This is a genomic window from Arcanobacterium pluranimalium (assembly GCF_016907845.1).
In the GTDB taxonomy this organism is placed as follows: Bacteria; Actinomycetota; Actinomycetes; order Actinomycetales; family Actinomycetaceae; genus Arcanobacterium_A; species Arcanobacterium_A pluranimalium.
The window spans coordinates 550,457-568,946 of record NZ_JAFBCS010000001.1; the positions used below are offsets into that span (position 1 = coordinate 550,457).

Below are 18,490 nucleotides of genomic sequence, written 5' to 3' on the forward strand. Positions count from 1 at the left end.
GCGATGAAGATGGATCATAGTTCTTACTGAATATGTAACTCAACCTATGCCATGTAACCGGACCAGTCGTCGTCGAAATCCTCATCAAAACCTTTGTGATCGAGAAGAACCACTTCATCTGGGCGATCTTTGAGAACGTGATCGATATAAGACTGCACCACTTCATGCATAGGCACGTCGTGTCCTGCATTTTCGGCGATGTACCAGCGGTGATCTAGGATTTCGTGAAAGATCTGGGCTGGTTCGAGCTTGCCGCGCAGCTCGCGGGGAATAGCGCGCACGGTCGGTTCAAACACGGTAGTCATCCACTCATGAGCCACGATAGACAGTGGCATTTGCGAGTTGCCGGTCAGTGCACGGTAGGATTCGATATCGTTCATCATGCGCCGAGCCTGCATTTCTTCAACGTCAAGCCCGGTGAGCCGCATAATCTTGCGTGAATAATGCCCGGCATCTACCACTTTCGGTTTGATCGACAGCGACGTGCCATAAATGTCGGCAGTCATTGCCAACTCAGCAACATCAAATCCCAGCTCATTGAGCCTACGGATTCGGTTGTCTACGCGCCAGCGTTCGTCGATATTGAACGACTCCTCCGAAGTGAGTTCATTCCACAGCGAACTGTAGCGGTCAGCGAAGCGAGTGCCCACGGCAATGGAATCAAAATCCTCATCGAGCACACCACCTGCTTGAAGATCGAGTAGCTCGCCGATGATATTTGTGCGTGCCACGTCCACGTCGTATTCGCGCTTTTTGGTGGACAAATGCTCACGCAACTCGCCCGTCTCGGCGTCGACCAAATACGCAGCGAACTCACCGGCGTCGCGCCTGAAAAGCGTATTGGACAGCGAAACGTCACCCCAATAGAAACCGATGAGGTGCAAGCGCACCATCAACACAGCTAGCGCATCAATCAGGCGTTTCACAGTTTCGGGGCGCATCACCGACTGCCCAAACACTGCGCGATACGGGAGAGAAAAGGCAAGATGCCGAGTCACAAGTGCGGCGTTGAGCGCTTCACCAGCATCGTCGTAGCGGTGGGTGACTACCGCCACCGGCTCGACGCAGGGTGTTTCTAGTCGGTTGAGATCGCGCAGAGTCTCGTATTCGTGATGGGCGACGCTTTCGCCGATCTCTTTGACGGCAAGAATTTGGCCGTCAAGTTTCACGAACCGCACCACGTGGCGCGAAATTCCGCGGGGGAGAGCTGCGATAATATCATCTGGCCATTCGCGCAGTGGCAGATTCCACGGCAAATCGAGCAGAGCCGGCTGCACCTCTGCGGAGGTGATTTCAAGCGCTTTGCGCTGTGGTAAAGGTTCGTTCGTCATCGCATTTCCTTGCTGTGCTGCTTGTTTGCGTAGCGTGCTTGCGGTGTATTTGGGTGGTGAGTCGCTAGCGTGTGGGGCGCGGAAGTGCACAGTGCCGTGCTTCCGCGCCCCTTGAGCTTCAGATTAGTAAACTAATCGTCTAATTCTCTCAGTTGCCGATGCGCTTGCCGCTCACAGCCGAGAAGTAGTGCACGTAGTTCTCGCGTGGAGCAAGGTAAATTACATCGCCAGCTGCAGGAACAGTTTCGGGAGACACGCGTACCGTCATCGATTCGGAGTCATCACCTGAACCGAAACGCGTGGATTCGGCGTCGGCTCCCACAACGCTTCCATAGATGTAGGCATCGGAGCCGAGGTGCTCAACGAAAGTCACTTTCAGTGGAATCGAATCTTCGGTAGCGGCCGGTACCACGTCGAAGGCCTCTGGACGCATACCAATTGTTACATGAGTAGCGTTTTCGCTTGTGAGAGCTGCGCGCACTGGTGCTGGAAGTGGAAGTTTTGCTTCCCCAAAGACGGCGTTCGTGCCGTCGACGCGCCAGTCGCCAAGGTTCATGGCAGGCGAGCCGATGAAGCCTGCCACGAAAGAGTTGGCAGGGCGGGCAAACATCTCATCTGGGCTTGCTACCTGCTGTAATACGCCGTCTTTGAGCACGGCGATACGATCACCCATGGTGAGCGCTTCGGTTTGGTCGTGCGTAACATATACGGTGGTTACACCCAGTTCACGCTGCAAAGATGCGATTTGCGTGCGGGTTTGTACACGCAGCTTAGCGTCAAGGTTCGAGAGTGGTTCGTCCATGAGGAACACTTGTGGCTTGCGCACGATAGCGCGTCCCATGGCCACACGCTGACGCTGACCACCGGAAAGAGCCTTTGGCTTGCGGTCAAGATATTCGGTCAAGTCGAGAATCTTCGCTGCTTCCTCAACTCGGGAACGAATCGTTTCTTTATCTACACCAGCGATTTTGAGCGCAAATCCCATATTGTCTGCAACGGTCATGTGCGGGTAGAGCGCGTAGTTCTGGAAAACCATCGCAATATCGCGATCTTTTGGAGTTACGTCGGTAACGTCGCGGTCACCAATGTAGATGCGGCCGGAATTGACGTCTTCGAGGCCAGCAAGCATGCGCAGCGTCGTGGATTTTCCGCAACCGGAGGGTCCAACGAGAACGAGGAATTCGCCGTCTTTAATTTCAAGATTGAATGAATCAACTGCAGGTTTATCTGAACCTGGATAAATGCGGGTGGCATTTTCGAATGTAACTGTAGCCATTACATGTCCCTTCACCGGCAGGTACGTGCCGGACGATCCGAGTGAAAGGTGCGAGGCGGTTGCCTAACACAGTGAGTTATTTCGCGAGCCTACAGCTGGCAAAACTCACTAGCATCATTGTTTCATACGCTGCACAAATTGTCTGGAAAACTGTTTAAGGGTGAATGAGAACACGTTATTTGCTCCCGAGACGTTTGCGGTATGATCGTCGCAAGATGTCCGATCCAACGGCGTCCAATTTTAATGGCACTGAGGAGGGTAATGCGCCAGCGCACGGAAATCGGTGGTTACCGCATCGTAAAGCGAATTGGTTTTGGCGGGATGTCGTCTGTATACGAAGCTATCGATGCTGGTGGTGCGCGTGTTGCTCTCAAGTTGATGCATCCGGCTATCGCGGCCGATCCTGCTTCGCGTGATCGTTTGCGCCGGGAAGTAGCCATGTTGCGGCGGGTGCGTGGGCCGTACGTGGCACAGGTAGTGGACGCTGAGATTGACGACGACGAAGTTTTCATCGTCACCGAGTTGATCGACGGCCCTACGTTAGAAGCTGACGTGCGTGAGCAGGGGCGATACGAAAATGACGATTTGCTCGCGCTCGGTGAAGAACTGGCCGATGCCCTCGATTCCATTCACGAAGCAGGTGTATTGCATCGTGACCTCAAGCCCTCGAATGTGATGATTGGCCCGCAAGGCCCGGTGTTAATTGACTTTGGCATCGCCCAAAGTGGCGACGACACTCGCCTTACCCAAACTGGTTCTTTGGCGCACACCCCTGGGTATTGCGATCCGCGTGTATTGCGCGGTGGAGATCCTGATGCGCAAGCCGATTGGTGGGCGCTAGCTGCTGTTTTGGCATATGCAGCTACTGGCCGACCGCCTTTTGGTAAGGGACAGGCTGCGGTGGTGATGCATCGAGTTTTGACGATGCCGCCCGATTTAGATGGTGTTGACGCGCCGTTGAGCTTTGCTTTTGCGGCGGCTCTGGATCCTGATCCGCAGCGGCGCATCAGTTTTGATGAGTTGCTTTCGGTGGTGCGCGATCCTGCGAACGCCTCTTTGCTTGGGCTCCACGGTGGTTTCGCTGTGGCGGGCGCTGCCAGTGCGCTCGGTGACGACGACGGTGGGCTCGGTGACGACGATGCGTCGACCGTTGTTGCTGGTAGCGAAACTGAGATGGTGGCGTACGAGTCGGGTGAAGAAGCCGACGACGACGGCACTGTCGTTTTCGACGACGACGCGGCTACCGTCGTCTCTCCCTACGTGGCTGATGACGACGGCGTCTGCGATGGTAGCGGGGCAGGCGATGAGTTTCCGTGTCGAGAGGATGATCGAGCAGGCGAGACCGCAATTTTGACCGAGATTGCGAGTGAGAATGACTTGCCTGGTACCACTCCGGCAACCATGATCGCCAACGTCACGCCCGGTGTGGATTCGCCGATGCCGACAGAAGTATTGGCACAGGTAGAGCCGGAATATGTGCCGCCAACTGAGATGCCGCCGTCGATCCCGCCTGTGGCACCAACGGCGGTGCTACCGGCAGCGACCTTTAATGCGTATGGTGCGCAAGAAAGGATGATGCCAAGTCCGCAGGCTGGGATGGTGCCGAATCCTTATGTTGCGCAAGCTGGCGCAGTAGCTGGTGCGCCAAGTGTGCAAGCTGATGCTTCGCCGAATGTCCAACAAATGCAGGCGGCAATCCTTGGTGCGAAGCCGCTCCCAACATTCCGGATATTTCTGGGGATTATGTGGGTGGCGGCGTCGTTACTTGCGGTGAAAGCTCCTCTCATGGGGATAGCCGTAGCGGTGGCACTATTTTCAGTGCTTGACGTGGTAGGTGCCGTGCGGCAAAAGATACTTTGGCGCAGATTACGGCGTGGAGGGCCGTCCGGGAGCGACCTTTCTATCGCAATGCTGAGCTTGCCATTTACCGTGGTGGGAAGCGTATTGCGCACCATAGTGACATTTGCGCTACCGGCAGGGGTGGCATTCGCGTACTTCCGATTTGCGCAGCATATATACATGCAAGATGTTCCGCGTTCAATCTTATTGGGCGTTCTTGCCGGAATATTCTTGGTGGCGTGGCTGCGACCTTTTGGTAGCCAGGTGCGTGAGGGGGCGCGAGTGGTGCTCAACGGCATGACCCCTAGTGTGGGGTATCGCGTTTTTTGGATAGTATTTGCTCTTATTTTCGCTGTTTGTGGTGCGTTCATCTATAACACAGCGCAAAGTGTATCGTGGTGGCCCGTACCACATTTGCATTTCTGAATTTCTTCTGGGTGCTGACGCAAAAAATGCTGATAAACGAACTGAAAAATGGAATGCGAGATTTTTTATAGCTTATAATCGAATGTGTTATCGAGCGTTGTTGTTCGAGGATTCTTAAACGTTGTGCTTGCCAGCGAATACGCGTTTGTGGGATTGGTAGAATCGACGATTTAGGTATACATATCGACTCCATTATTAAAGGAACAAGATGGCACCGAAGCAAACTCCGGGCATGAGCACCGAAAAAAAGACCAAAGAAGAACGTCGGGCGGAGGCTCGGAACAAAGCGCGCATGTTGCGTGAGCAGGAAGAAAAGCGTGCGAAGCGGAACCGCATCCTCACGATCGTCAGTATTCTCGTGGCGTTGGCGCTCGTCGTCTTCGCTGTGGTGAAAATCGTGACCAATAAGAGTTCCGATCACGGTAGTTACGACGGCGAAAAGCGTGCGGTGAAATTGGTCAACGTCACTGATGACTACGGTATTTACGTCGGGGCTAAAGGTCAGGCTGTTGACAAAGGCAACGGGGCTCCGACTGTTGGAGTTTATTCGGATTTCATTTGTACGCATTGTAATGACCTTGAGAAAGCCTCCAGCGAGGCTTATGCAAAGCATCTGGCAGCGGGTGATGTGCAGGTGCAGTATTTCCCAGTGTCGATTTTGGGTGGGTCGATGTCGCAGCTAGGCGCGGCGGCGGCGTTCTATGTGGCCACTTATTCGCCGGATAATTACGTGCAGTTCCAAGAGAAGCTATTTGTGCGCACAGATGAGATTCTCAAACGTGCTAAGCCGCAGCCTACGGCGGCAGAGATTGCTGATATTGCCAAGGCTGCTGGGGTGCCAGATGACGTTTTGGCTAATATGCCGGCTTCGATTGAATCTGAGGAATGGCAGGCAGTGGTGCAGAAGGCTACCGACAAGTTCCGCGAAAAGGGTTACAAGGGCACGCCAACGGTGACTCTCGACGGAAAGGAAACCGAGGAATGGGCTAAGGGTGGCATGCCGGCGTTCCTTGATTCGATTGCAAAGCCGACGAAGTAGCTGAGAGCCGGTCAAGTGGCTACGCGTGCTAAATAGCGCAGGCTATGTGACCTAAATAATTCCACTTGGGATGGGTGGGACGCCAATCAGATTGGCGTCCCACCCATCTTTCTGGCAATATTAAAACGCTGGTGTTTTTGGCAAAGTTTCCTGCTTGCCGAATCCCGAAGCAAAGCCTCCTTAGCTCAGTTGGTAGAGCACCGCTCTTGTAAAGCGGATGTCGTCGGTTCGAGTCCGACAGGGGGCTCTTTTGCTGCCTAAAATCTGGTAAGGCTTGATGTTTTGGTGTGTTTTTGCAAACATCTCGAGATGTTTGCAAAAACACACCAAAAAACGTGAGCACCCTTCTCCGTGCCTGCCTACGCCACTCACAACCCCTGAAAAAATGTTCATTTTCCCTTGCCTTATGTTGGAAAGTTTCCCATTGTAACAAAAACGGGATTTCAGTTAATTCTCATGGTGTATCTTAATTCAGCAAGATACTTAACTGGGCTGCCCTATGAAAACCTAAAGGTTTTCGGGTTAAAAACGAAAAGCTATTAAATAAGATCGACGATGATGGTAGGAATAATGGCGCATACAATGCTAGAACGCGAAGTGATCGCACATCGTGGGCTCAACACCCTCGCTCCTGAAAACACGCTTTCTGCTTTCAAGCTCGCTGCCGAGCATGGACTTTCGTGGATTGAAACTGATGTGGATATCCTCGGTGACGGCACACCCGTGGTAGTCCATGACACTCTCCTCGACCGCACCACGAACCGTTCCGGCTATTTCTATGACCTCACCGAGGCTGATCTTCCTTCGATCGACGCCGGGGCCTGGTTTTCCAAGCAATACGCAGGCGAGCCTCTTCCCACCTTGCGTCAGCTTGTCGATCTGATGAACGAAACTGGTCTCAATGCCAATATCGAATTGAAATCCAATGAGCGTGGCAAAGATGCCTCTCTCAAACTCATCGAAAACACCCTTGCTGAGCTGGATCGACTTGATCCAGAGCGCGAAATTATCATTTCCAGCTTTAACCATCTTCTTCTTCATCACGTCCATGAAGCGCGTCCTGACCTCGCTATCGGAGCGCTCTTTGTGAAAGAAAACCTCTGGCCCGATTGGCGTTCAATTCTTGAACTCGTCGGTGCCACCTATATTCACCCTGAAGATGCAAGCCTTACGCCAGAGCGTGTGGCAGCTTTCCGCGATGCCGGTTTCGGCGTCAACGTGTGGACTGTCAATAGTAAGGCTCGTGCAAATGAACTCTTCAATTGGGGTGTAACGGGCGTATTCACGGATATCGCCCACGAATTTATGGCATAACCCATCCCGCCATAGTGAGGATTCGCCGGCGCCGACGCCGGTGTGGCACAGTGCGCCCAAAAACGCACCGTGCTGATTATTCCTGCGCGGGTGACGTAGGTACGCGGTGACCAGCCGATGGCCATAGGCAACGGCTGCACAGAATAACCGCGGGCGTGGTGTTGCCTGTGCGGGATCCGTCATGGCAATGCGGTCCTGGCCGCGCTGCATCTTTAACTGAAAGTTACGCAACATGAATGAAATTAGTGCTGCTTCGACGTCGCGCATTCCGCACTTCCTCAAGCGCGGAAAGATCGGAGCATTCCTCACGGTGGTACTCACCGGTCAGCTAGTTTACGTGTCCTTTGAAGCATTCAAAGGGGCGTTAATGCTCCCACTGACCCAGTCTCTGGGTATCGGCATGGATCAATTCGGCATCCTGATGGGGTGGATCGGCATTGCGATGTTCTTCTATGTGCCTGCAGGCTGGGTGAACAACCGCTTCACGATTCGCTCCATCCTCATCGCATTCGCAGGGTGGCGCCTCGTCACATTCCTTGTGCTGTTCCTTATTCCGAATCTGCCGTTCAACGTGATGGTTATTATCGCAGCTAGCTGGGGTATTTGGGATGCTATTGGTTGGCCGGCGGTGGTCAACGGCGTCGTATTTGTGGCCAAAGACGAGGACACCAAGGGTCGCGGACTGGCTATGGGTCTGCTGGAAACCGTTCGCCGCGGACTCGAAGTTGTCATGAACCTGATTGTGATCGGCGTTATTGGTCTATTCCCAGATCAGGCAGCCGGTGTGCTCAAGATTTTTGCTATCGGTTACGCCTTGCTCCTCATTCCGATTGTGTTTGCACTGCTACGCTTCGTGCCAAAGAACGCGGTTGCTGAGAGCGTGCAGATTGGTGAAAAGAAAGCGGGCAAGAACGTCGCCGCACTGGCAGGTCTAGTGAACGTGTTGCTCAAGCCACGTGTTTGGCTCGCCGGCTTGGCTGCAATGTGCATTTACTGGACGTACGTGAACCTCATTTACCTGTCGGCACCATACATCAAGCTCGTCTTCCATGCTTCGGATTCTGTGGCGGGAATGTTCGGTATCTTCAACACCGGCCTAGTTGGTGTTTTTGCTGGTCTTGTGTCTGGCTTCATCGCCGACTACGTCTTTAAGTCCTCCACGGTGATGCTCGGCTTCGCACTGTCGATCACCACGGCCGGTGCATTCTGCGTTTACTTGCTTCCGTCGGGTTCGAACCTAATGTGGCTTGCGATGGTGCTGCTCATGGTGATGGCAGTGGGTGTGTTCATGGGTAAGGCGGTCATTTTGGCGCCTATTGCTGAGCTGCACCTGCCAGAACACATTAGCGGTTCGGCCATGTCGGTTGGCTCGTTCTTGGCTTATGCTTCGGTGTTCTGGGCACACCCGATGACGGCCGGCATTGTGGAAGCCAACAAGGACAATCCGTACGTCGGCTACCAGAAAGTTCTCCTGATCACGATCACCGTTGCGGCTATTGGTGCTGCTTGTGCGATTGTTTTGGCGATAATTAACAAGCGTCTCGAAAAGAAGGGGAAGCTGGACGACGACGGTGCGTCCGATCTACTTGCCGTCACGGCTGGCGAGGTGGATGAGTCGGAGGGTATTTCCGACGCCGGTGTGGCAGCTGGCGATGCCGGTTCCGCAGCTAGTGGCCTTGCTGGAGAGTCTACATCCCGGTTGTAGGGCTAGCTTTATTCGCCGTTTTATTGCTGGGTACATGCCTGATTAACGGCCTCATTTCGGCTTTTGCTGGGGGAGGGTGTGTGTTCGTGCGAAAATTGTTGCGCACGAACACACACCCTCCTTTTTGTTTAACACTACTTTGATTGCTAAATTGTGTACTTCACCTCAGACATGATAAAGAGTTTCACTTTCTAGCTGCTCATTAATACTATTAAGAATAGCTCTCAGTCTAGAATGGGGTAACTCGTGTCAAATCTTTACACTCATCGCGCGCAAAATATCACCGCTCCGCGCGTCGATTTAACACCTAACAGCATGCGCAACAGCAGCTCCAGGAGCAAGCGCAACAACGGCGTCGTCGCCATTATTTGTACAACTCTAGCACTTGTTTTCGCATCACTATCAGCGCTCCCTGCTCACGCAGCGACGCAATACACAGTTCTCACCACTGGTCACACCGACGCCATAACGGTAGTTCCCAACGGCGGAACAATCACCATGGTGTCAAAAGAGGACATCACAACACCAGGCACATCCACCTACCACAGCCCAGACGAAGTGATATTTGGAGTAGTTGACGCCGCATACAGCGATCAAACCAAACAAATCCCACAGATAGGCGTGGCTGGATACGCCCTGCCGCAAGTCCAAGACCAGCGCATGCTCTGGCCAGGCTTCGACAGCCTGAAAGTGGCACAAATCGATCCAGCAAAAATCGAATTCGAATTTGTCTCTGCTAAAGGCCCAGGCAGTGTGTACATGTGGCAGCAAGGCACTTTTGGATCAGTCGAATCAGTTCTCTCAGGCGGAGCTTTCCAAATCTCTGATGGCGTGAAGCTCACCCACCAAATTCCCACCCATCAGCACGTAAACTGGCTGTTCACGCAGCCGGGAGCTTATGACCTCACTGTGCGTGCACACGTGACCTACAAAGACGGCACAGTCGTAGTGGCACAACCAGCCACCTATCACTGGGTCGTCGGCGATAAAGCCATCGCGGATGCGAAAGCAGGAAACTACGTGCCGCCAACGCAACCCGTTAATGGTGGCGCTACCCCAAGCAGCATCAACCCTGCTGCTAACACGACGTCGGCTCCTAGCGCCGCGCCGAGCAGCGCACCAGTCGCAGATGCTCCACAAGCTGAACAGTGCATTCCAACTGAGGTAAAGACGCCGATCGCGGCGCCGAGCGCAGGGGGAACCCGCACCGGCGGAAGCTACACAATCCCCGCAAATACGCATGTGCACCCCAACTGGGTATTCACGGCACCTGGCACGTATAAGGTCTCGATCACCCAGTCGACCACTTCGAAGGCTGGTCAAACGCTCACCACCTCAGGCACTCTCACCTTCAACGTCGGCGGATCAGGAAATGCCAACTCGGGTCACTTCGACGTGGGCACCACCTTCAACGGTGGCGGCATCGCCATGAGCATCAAAGACGACCGCAGCCAACCTGCGAACTGGGTGGCTCCTAACTCGCTCGTCTTTGGCGTTGCAGACACCGCAAAAACCAATGCGCCAGCCGGAATTGAATTCGTGGCAGCTGCCGGCAGCCCAATCTGGCTCATCTCATCTTCGCAAGTACAAGGAGTGCCGTGGGTTGGAGCGAATACCATGCACCCCTCGCTGCTCCAGAATACCTCTGGCAACGTGACCTGGACCCTCAACTCGGTGTCCGGCCCAGGCTCGCTCGCGGTCTTTGAATCGGGCAACTTCGGCAAAATCGTGGGCAGGTACTGGTTCGGTGGTTCTTCCAGCTCAAACCAGATGCCAAGCGGCATTGTGCAAGAAAACGGCCAATACTACCGAATCGAGTATGTAGGTAAAACAGCCTCCGGTGCGGACTGCCAGCTCTCCCCAGAGCAGATCGCAGCTTTGCTCGCTGAGGGCAAGAACGTTGCTGAGTCCGCAATGCCAGGCAATCTCTCGAAAACAGGTTCAACATTAGTAACAACGGCAATAACCTGCGCTATTGTGCTCTTCGCCGGTGTCGCGCTGGTGGTCTACCGCCGTCGTAAAAATAATGCAGGCGCAAGGTTGGCGTACACGACCCCGGCATCAGTAACGACGCCGTCTCCGTCGTCGTCATCACGAACGGAAGCGAAGTGACGCGGAAGAACTGGAAGCGCCTCGCGGCGCTAGGCCTGATAGCAGCGGTAGGTGCGTGTTCCTCCGCTGCTGCTGCGCCTACTCAGAATTCGGATAAAAGGCTCACCGTTGTGGCGAGCACGCCGATTGTCGCCGACTTAGTGCGTAATGTTGCACCACAAGCCAATGTGGTGAGCCTAGTTCCCGCAGGAGCCGATCCGCACACCTACGAACCCTCGCTTGCCACTTTGCGCGACGTCACGCACGCTCAGATCGCATTTTCAAATCAGCTCATGCTCGAAGAAGCCTCGCTGATCAAAACGATAGATGCGAATTTGCCCGACGGCGCTCCCCACGTTGCGTTAGGACAAGCGGCTGTTCCCTACGGTGCGCGGCATATTCGTCTTATTGAAGACGCCTCGCTATCGACGATTTGGCTAGGATTTCGCGTCGATGGGCAAGGTGGAAGCAACGATCAAGTGCGCATGAGCGCTGTAAAAGCCTCCGGTCCGGGAGACTTATCGGCGTTCACCACAGGAACCTTCGGCAACCCAACACCGTGGATTACCAGCTACGACGGCATCGACGAAAAAGACGTCGTTTCCCTGCCGACGAACGCCCATACGCATATGTCGTGGGGATTCTCGCAGCCAGGAAAATACGAGCTCACGATCAAAGCGGAGCTTGTGCATGACGGTTCGAGCACTCCACTGGGCAACACCACCATCACCTTTATGGTGGGCAACGACCCGCACGGAGTAGCGCCAACGATCCTCGACTCTGGGCATGTGGACATCACTGCTCATCTGGCCGGCGGAATCACGCTCGATGGAACTGGTGAGACAGGATCTGCCGCCACATACGAAGCCAAAGACGTGGTGGTAGCGGTGCCACACGCCGTCGCCACTACTGTGCCCTCAAACGAATGGAAGTTTTTAGGCGCGCCAGGTAGCGAAGCGTGGGTACTTGCCCAGGCAGTATTGGGTAAACACGTGCATGGTGAAATCGATCCGCACCTGTGGCACGACGTCAAAAACACCATCGCTTACGTGGAAGTTATTCGCGACCAGCTCTCCTCGGTTGATCCACAACATGCTCCTGACTATCAGAAAGCCGCGGCAAAATACATAGATAACCTGCGTGATCTTGACGAATGGATGCGTTCAGTTTTGGGTTCAATCCCTAAACCGCAACGAAAACTCGTCACCGCTCACGACAGTTTCGGATATTTAGCCAAAGCATACGGCCTGGACGTTGCCGGATTCATCGCGCCAAACCCGAGCCTAGAACCCTCGGTGCAGACTCTTGCGAATCTCACCCGAACTTTGCGTGACACGAAAGCTCACGCAGTATTTATCGAGCCAACAAACCGCACTCACGCAGCTGAACTGATCAACTTAGCTCATCAAGCCAAAGTCCGGCTCTGTGAAGTGCAATCAGATACCTTCACCGAAGGAATCGACTCTTACGTTGGTCTTATGGAATTTAATGCACGATCCCTTAAATCCTGCTTGGATCCACAATCCCTTCCAGCATGGGATCGCGCATGGCACTCAAAGAAAGATGAACAGAAATGAAGTTATCCCGGGCATGTGCGCGTTTAGCGCTCGTTTGTGCAGCTCTTTTTGCACTTCCCACAGCTGCCGTTGCTGAGGACGCACCAAAGCCGGTACCTGCTGATCCTGCACTCACCCAAGTTGTAGACGCCAACGAAACTGTGGCGCCACGCGGCACTCCTGTAGAAATCTCTGCAGGTCACGTAGACATGGGGCCGAAATTCATCGATGGCACATGGACTTTGATGGCTCGCGACGACGTTTCCAAGCCGCCGACGTGGCGTCACCTCGACGACGTCGTCTTCCGCGTTCGCGACAAGGGCAAGATCGCTGTTCCCAAAGGAAACGAATACTCCTTCATCAAGTCTGACAAGGAAGTATGGGTGGTTCCGCAGCAAGAAATCGCCAATGTGGTGTGGCTCGGTTGGAATACCCAAGACCCTAATGTGGTATCGAAAGTCAATGGCGGAGTTTCGCTGATTTTTGGTGGACATCAAGGACCGGGCAACTTCAACGTATTCTTGCAGGCAGGAAACTTTGCCGGCCCACAGCAGCTGTGGAAAGGGGATTCGGAAGAATCGCAGCCGATTCACGTCGATCTCAACACCCACACGCATGCTAACTGGGTATTTACCGAGCCAGGTATTCACTTGGTGCGGATCACCGCGCAAGCTCAGCTCAAAGATGGCACAACCGTAGAAAACACGCAGCTCTTGCGCTTTGCGGTGGGAGATGCCGCCAATGCACAGAAAGCCTTGAGCGCCAAATGGGAAAAAGAGACTGCGCCAGCAGCTCCAGCGAAAGTTGATGAGCCAAGCGCTGTAGACAAATCAACCTCACTTCCGCTGATCATTGGTCTCGGATTGCTGGCAGTTGCCGCAGTCGTGGTACTCGGTATTACCCTTGGACGCCGCGCCACAAAGAAACGTCAAGCTGAAGCAGCTGCCGCAGTCGGAAACACCGTGCCAGCTGCACCTGCACAAGACGTAAGTGGTAAAGAATCGCCTGCTACGCACACTGTGGAACAAGAAGCACCACAGAAATTCACGCAGTCCCCAGAAACCCCTGGTGATAATCAGTGAAGCCAGTTGTTCATATCGACGGGCTCAATGTGAGCCTGGGCGGGCGCCATGTGCTTCGCGATATTAACCTCGACGTGTATCCGGGAGAACTGCTAGGCCTGATTGGTCCTAACGGTGCAGGTAAAACCACGTTGATGCGCTCAATCATGGGTTTGATTCCGCTCGATTCTGGAAAGATCGAGAGCGAAGAGTCCTCGGCGAAAATCGGATACGTTCCGCAGCGTCAAGACATTGACTGGACGTACCCGATCTCCATTGAATCGATGGTCATGACGTCGTACCTTGGAGAACTGGGGATTTTTAGGCGCCCACGCAAAGAGCACTGGGCAGGCGTTTACGCTGCATTGCGCAAAGTTGGATTGTATGAGCTGCGCTCGCGCACGATCGCTGAGCTTTCGGGCGGGCAAAAACAGCGCGTTCTTATTGCGCGGGCTTTGGCTACCAATCCGGTCATGCTACTTCTTGATGAGCCATTTTCTGGTTTGGATCATCCGAATCAAGATGCGCTCTCGGATCTGTTTGTTGAACTTGCACGCAATGGGGTGTCGATCGTGATGTCGACCCACGATTTGAGTCAAGCAGTGGATATTTCTGATCGTCTGGCCATGATTAATCGAACGCTTCGCGCCATTGGAAAACCGCAAGATCTGCTCATTCCAGATTTGTGGATGGAGACGTACCAAGTGCGTGCGGACTCTGCCTTGCTGCGTTCGCTAGGAATGGGAGTGCGATGAGTTTTATCGATTTCTTAAACGACCTAACTAATCCCGTGCTGGCATTTTTGCCGCGCGCACTCCTCATCGCGATTATGAGTTCAGTGGTGTGCGGGGTTGTGGGTGTGCACGTAGTTTTACGTGGGCTTTCGTTCGTCGGTGATGCGCTCTCGCATGCTGTATTCCCTGGTGTGGCGATCGCTTTTGCTCTGCAAGGTTCCATTTTGCTCGGAGGCGCGGTGGCCGGCGTCGTCGTGGCTATTCTCATCACCACATTTTCCCAAAACCGCAGGCTGCGTGAGGACTCGATTATCGGAATCTTCTTCGCGGCAGCTTTCGCGCTCGGTTTGGTGATTATGTCGAGAATTCCTGGATACACCGGATCGCTGGAGTCGTTCCTATTCGGTTCGCTCTCGGGCGTGACGAATACTGATCTGATCGTCGTGGCCGCATCGGGATTCTTTATCCTGGCGATATTGGCGCTGCTCCACCCTTACCTCGTATTGGTGAGCATCGACCGCGATCATGCGCGGGCGCTCGGTATCAAGTCGGTGCTGGTGGATCTTGTTCTCTACCTGGCGATTGCTGCCACAGTGGTTATTTCTGTGCAGTCAATCGGCAATATTTTAATTCTTGCGCTGCTCATCGCTCCGGCGGCGAGCGCGCGCATGCTCACAGATCGCGTTGTGACCATGATGGTGATTGGCCCGGTGCTGGGATCCATCGCTGCATTTATTGGCGTGTGGGCATCATGGCAGTGGAATCTGCCCACGGGTGCCGCCATTGTGCTCTGTTCATCAACACTGTTTGTGCTTATTTGGATTTTCGCTCCACGTAGAGGTATCGCTGCTGGAGTTCTATCAAAACTGGTACGCCCTAGAAAGGTCGCCACGTGAAAATTAATAAAATGATTGCTGCGCCAATCTTCGCTGGTGGGTTGTTGCTCGGTACTTTGCCAGGAATGAGCGGTTCGTCGTCTGCTTTTGCGGCCGACGCCGGTTCCACTGGCGTCGTGGATACCGAACACAAGCCTGGTGAGCCAGGATATGGTGATATGGTTCCAGCCGATCTCAAGGTTCCTGCTGGTAGCGCAGCTGCGTTGCCAGGAGCGACGCCGGATGCTCAAAACCAAGTGCCACACGTCTGTGCTGGAAAAAAGTTGCTCCATCACGCGCATGTTGACGCGGGCTATGTGACTCGCGTAAACGGAAAGTTCACCGTGACCGTGGTTGATGGGCAGGCGGTTGTTAAGGATCCGTCGAAGATATGTGTGCGCTTAGCTCCAGATGCGCGCACTTCGGATGGTCTGGAAGTCTCGCGAATGATCGTTCCCGACGACGCTAACTATTCGTTCCTGGGATCGCCAAAGTCTATCGTGTGGCATGCGCCGCAAGAGGATATTGACCGTTGGCGGCCTGTGTGGGCTGGGCTGGGATCCTTTGATGCACATCATGAGGTGAACGTGCCAACAAACTTCTACCTCAACGAAGTCGAATTGAAATTCTCGAAGGTGGATGGTCCAGGCAAGGTTGACGTTTGGCGCACGGTTGGATTTGGTGCTCCAAACCGTGGCCTTTCTTCGGATAACACGCTACCTCCAACAATTCTCAATGTTGGAGCTCATGGGCATTGGAGCTGGACGTTCTCCAAGGCTGGTGTGTACCACCTCGGCTTCGAAGCCTCTTATAGGACGAGCAGCACTGAGAAGGTAGTTTCAGAACCGTCGACCATTACATGGCTGGTTGGAAGCGATAAAGACGTACAGCTTCCGGACGGTACTACTAAGCTTCTCAACCCAATCAAGATCTCAATGGAAGATGTGCTTGCTGGTAAAGCGCCTGCTCCACAACCTGGTGGTACTACCGGTGGAACGACGCCAGGCGGAACGAATGGCGGAACCACGCCAGCGCCGTCGCCGGGTCAAGCTCCAAGTGATGCCGAACAAGCCATTCGTAAACAGATTATCGATGCTACAGATAGCCAAAAATTCATTCCAAAAATGATGGTTTCTGCAGGTAAATATGTGATTCGTTCGGCCTATCCCGAACCGGGAACGAGCGAAAACAACTTCCTTGAAACCCAACTTGTTGACGCCACCTCGGCAAATGCAAAGAAAGTGATCGATGACGACGTCAAGGTCGGAATCGAAGTTCCAGATAGTTTACGTCAAACCGTGAAACCAGAAGCAACGAATCTGTATTCGTCGTCAGATAATGGCACAGTTTGGCAACTCCCGGAGACAGCTTCGGATAAGAATGCTGCACTCGGATTTGATTTTTCTGCGATCACCAAGGAAAAAATTACTCCACCGATCGTTTATGACATCTCCTATAAGGTGCTGCCAAAAGATGGACGGTATCTGAGCGGAAATATGGAAAATAATATTTTCAAGATTCGCCTTGATTCCTCCGTAAAACCAGCACGTGATGTATTGGATGAGGGCAAAGAACTCAGCCAGTCGCACATTTTTACTCGCCCAGGTATGTACCTCATCGATTACGATGTGAATGCTAAAGATGCCCAAGGTAAATTTTCCTACGATGCGCGCAAGGTGTACTTTGCCGTTGGAAACGACACCATCAATGTGCTTCGTAAGATGCAGTATGAAAACCTCGTGGCGGCCGCTCAATCAGCCGGTAAAGATCCAGCAACCGTTCCAGTCCCAACCATGCTTCCAAGCACGGGAACTGGTGTGACGCCTCCTGCTCCAAAGCCGGGAGACGTCGTAGTGCCAGGTAGCGGCACTACCGGACCTGTCACTGGCCCAGCTAAGCTCAGTATCGACGACGCGCGGGCGCAGCTGCTCGCTTCACTGTCTGGCAAGCTTGGTGCAGTGATCACTAAGGGACACATGGATCAAGCCCTCGCTTATGACAAAGACATTGAGGCTAAGGCTTTTGTAGACGACACCGCGGTGCCATCAAAGCCAGTTCTGCACGAATCAGGCACTTTTGCTTACGCGGTTCCAGATTCAGCTTGGGCGATTGTGCCGGACAAGCAAGAATTTGCCGAGTTGAAGTCCGCAGCACCTAAGGGTACGTGGATTCTTCCAGAAGCACAGCTAGAAGGCTTGCCTTGGGTTGGATTCTCCACCATGCGAGTCAATTACGATCTGCTCGGCAAAGAGGGAGTAAAGGTTTCGCTGCGTAATGTGCGCGGTCCAGGACGTATGCTCACCGGTCAGTACTCACTGGGAACCGGCTTCGTCAAGCGCCTTGACACCGCTGATCTCAACAAAGTGATCTCCTACCCATACCGGTCGCATGACCATCAAGCATTCTATTTCACTGCTCCTGGTACCTACACCATGGATTTTGTGTACACGATGCAGCTCCTCGATGGTAAAAAGGTTGAGAAAGTGCTCACGGCACGCTTCCTCGTTGGTGATACGTCCATCACCGCAGGTAAGGAGCGCTTGCCAGGTGGAACTACTCCAACCGATTCTGCGGCACCGGTGACTGATGGTACAGGTCGCCAGCCTTTGGCAATGAGCGAGCTTGTATCGCGTCTGAACAAGGGCGAAGCAATTCCCGTGTGGCGCGATTCGAAGCAAGGATCGGCAACGCCAGCCCCAGTTCCTACGTCAGGAAATCAGGCTCCGTCGTCGTCTGCTGGTGCGCCCGCAACTAATGCGTCTGCATATTCTGCCTCTGCAGGTAATGCGAGCGGGTCAGGCGCAACGGCGGGTGCAAGATCGGTACGTCGCGGCGGTGCTACTCCAAATATTGCGCAGCCCGCTTCGGCTGGTTCTGCTGGTGGCGAGGTAGCGAATGCCTTAGCGGCAACTCCAACTCCTGCCGATCCAAATGCCGATCCGAATGCTAACTCCAATGATCCAAACGCGATCGCTGGCACTGAGAATGCAGTGCAATCGCTAGAAGCACCGGAAGAGCATGTTGCATCGCTCATGAATCCGGAAAATGGCTCCAAAGCAATGGGCAATGGCGGCACGCCATTGTGGCAGTGGGGACTCCTCGGAACTGGCGTGTTGGCAATGATTGGCGCTGGTGCGTATATCTTTGCAATTCGCAAGTGATTAGGTAAATAACCAGACGTAACTTAGGCGATTTTTGATGTATCGTGCGATATATGCGCGATTACTCAAAAATCGCCTAAGT

12 protein-coding genes and 1 tRNA gene are annotated in these 18,490 nt (G+C 53.8%); 11 read left to right on the forward strand and 2 right to left on the reverse strand.

Going from position 1 to position 18,490, the window contains the following annotated elements:
* Window positions 1–44: 44 nt before the first annotated feature.
* Window positions 45–1,331 (reverse strand): DUF4032 domain-containing protein, encoded by a 1,287-nt coding sequence (locus tag JOD55_RS02280; RefSeq protein ID WP_204398269.1) that lies wholly within the window; start codon window positions 1,329–1,331, stop codon window positions 45–47.
* A gap of 148 nt (window positions 1,332–1,479) precedes the next feature.
* On the reverse strand, window positions 1,480–2,607 hold the full coding sequence (locus JOD55_RS02285; protein ID WP_204398272.1) for an ABC transporter ATP-binding protein: 1,128 nt from the start codon (window positions 2,605–2,607) through the stop codon (window positions 1,480–1,482).
* Window positions 2,608–2,868: 261 nt separating this feature from the next.
* Between JOD55_RS02285 and JOD55_RS02290 the strand changes: the two genes are divergently transcribed.
* The 11 genes from JOD55_RS02290 (at window position 2,869) to JOD55_RS02340 (ending at window position 18,408) form a co-directional block, all read left to right on the forward strand.
* On the forward strand, window positions 2,869–4,872 hold the full coding sequence (locus JOD55_RS02290; RefSeq protein WP_204398274.1) for a serine/threonine-protein kinase: 2,004 nt from the start codon (window positions 2,869–2,871) through the stop codon (window positions 4,870–4,872).
* Between the two features lie 208 nt (window positions 4,873–5,080).
* Window positions 5,081–5,911: a DsbA family protein gene (locus JOD55_RS02295; protein WP_204398276.1), complete on the forward strand. Its 831-nt coding sequence runs from the start codon at window positions 5,081–5,083 to the stop codon at window positions 5,909–5,911.
* Window positions 5,912–6,085: 174 nt separating this feature from the next.
* A tRNA-Thr gene (locus tag JOD55_RS02300) sits at window positions 6,086–6,158 on the forward strand.
* A 323-nt stretch (window positions 6,159–6,481) separates the two neighbouring features.
* A complete protein-coding gene (locus JOD55_RS02305) occupies window positions 6,482–7,225 on the forward strand; it encodes a glycerophosphoryl diester phosphodiesterase (RefSeq protein WP_204398278.1) in 744 nt (247 codons plus the stop codon).
* Between the two features lie 232 nt (window positions 7,226–7,457).
* A complete protein-coding gene (locus JOD55_RS02310) occupies window positions 7,458–8,930 on the forward strand; it encodes an MFS transporter (RefSeq protein WP_204398280.1) in 1,473 nt (490 codons plus the stop codon).
* 246 nt (window positions 8,931–9,176) lie between these two features.
* Window positions 9,177–11,042 (forward strand): choice-of-anchor M domain-containing protein, encoded by a 1,866-nt coding sequence (locus JOD55_RS02315; protein WP_338022177.1) that lies wholly within the window; start codon window positions 9,177–9,179, stop codon window positions 11,040–11,042.
* Window positions 11,039–12,598, forward strand: coding sequence for an anchored repeat ABC transporter, substrate-binding protein (locus JOD55_RS02320; RefSeq protein WP_338022178.1), 1,560 nt, complete (start codon window positions 11,039–11,041; stop codon window positions 12,596–12,598). The genes JOD55_RS02315 and JOD55_RS02320 overlap by 4 nt, the downstream gene beginning before the upstream one ends.
* Window positions 12,595–13,659 (forward strand): choice-of-anchor M domain-containing protein, encoded by a 1,065-nt coding sequence (locus JOD55_RS02325; RefSeq protein WP_204398281.1) that lies wholly within the window; start codon window positions 12,595–12,597, stop codon window positions 13,657–13,659. The genes JOD55_RS02320 and JOD55_RS02325 overlap by 4 nt, the downstream gene beginning before the upstream one ends.
* Window positions 13,656–14,393 carry an anchored repeat-type ABC transporter ATP-binding subunit gene (locus JOD55_RS02330; RefSeq protein WP_204398282.1) on the forward strand — a complete coding sequence of 246 codons (738 nt, stop codon included), beginning with the start codon at window positions 13,656–13,658 and terminating at the stop codon, window positions 14,391–14,393. Before JOD55_RS02325 ends, JOD55_RS02330 begins: the two co-directional genes overlap by 4 nt.
* Window positions 14,390–15,268, forward strand: a complete 879-nt coding sequence (locus tag JOD55_RS02335; RefSeq protein WP_204398286.1) for an anchored repeat-type ABC transporter permease subunit — start codon at window positions 14,390–14,392, stop codon at window positions 15,266–15,268. Before JOD55_RS02330 ends, JOD55_RS02335 begins: the two co-directional genes overlap by 4 nt.
* A complete protein-coding gene (locus JOD55_RS02340) occupies window positions 15,265–18,408 on the forward strand; it encodes a choice-of-anchor M domain-containing protein (RefSeq protein ID WP_204398288.1) in 3,144 nt (1,047 codons plus the stop codon). Before JOD55_RS02335 ends, JOD55_RS02340 begins: the two co-directional genes overlap by 4 nt.
* Window positions 18,409–18,490 lie beyond the last annotated feature (82 nt).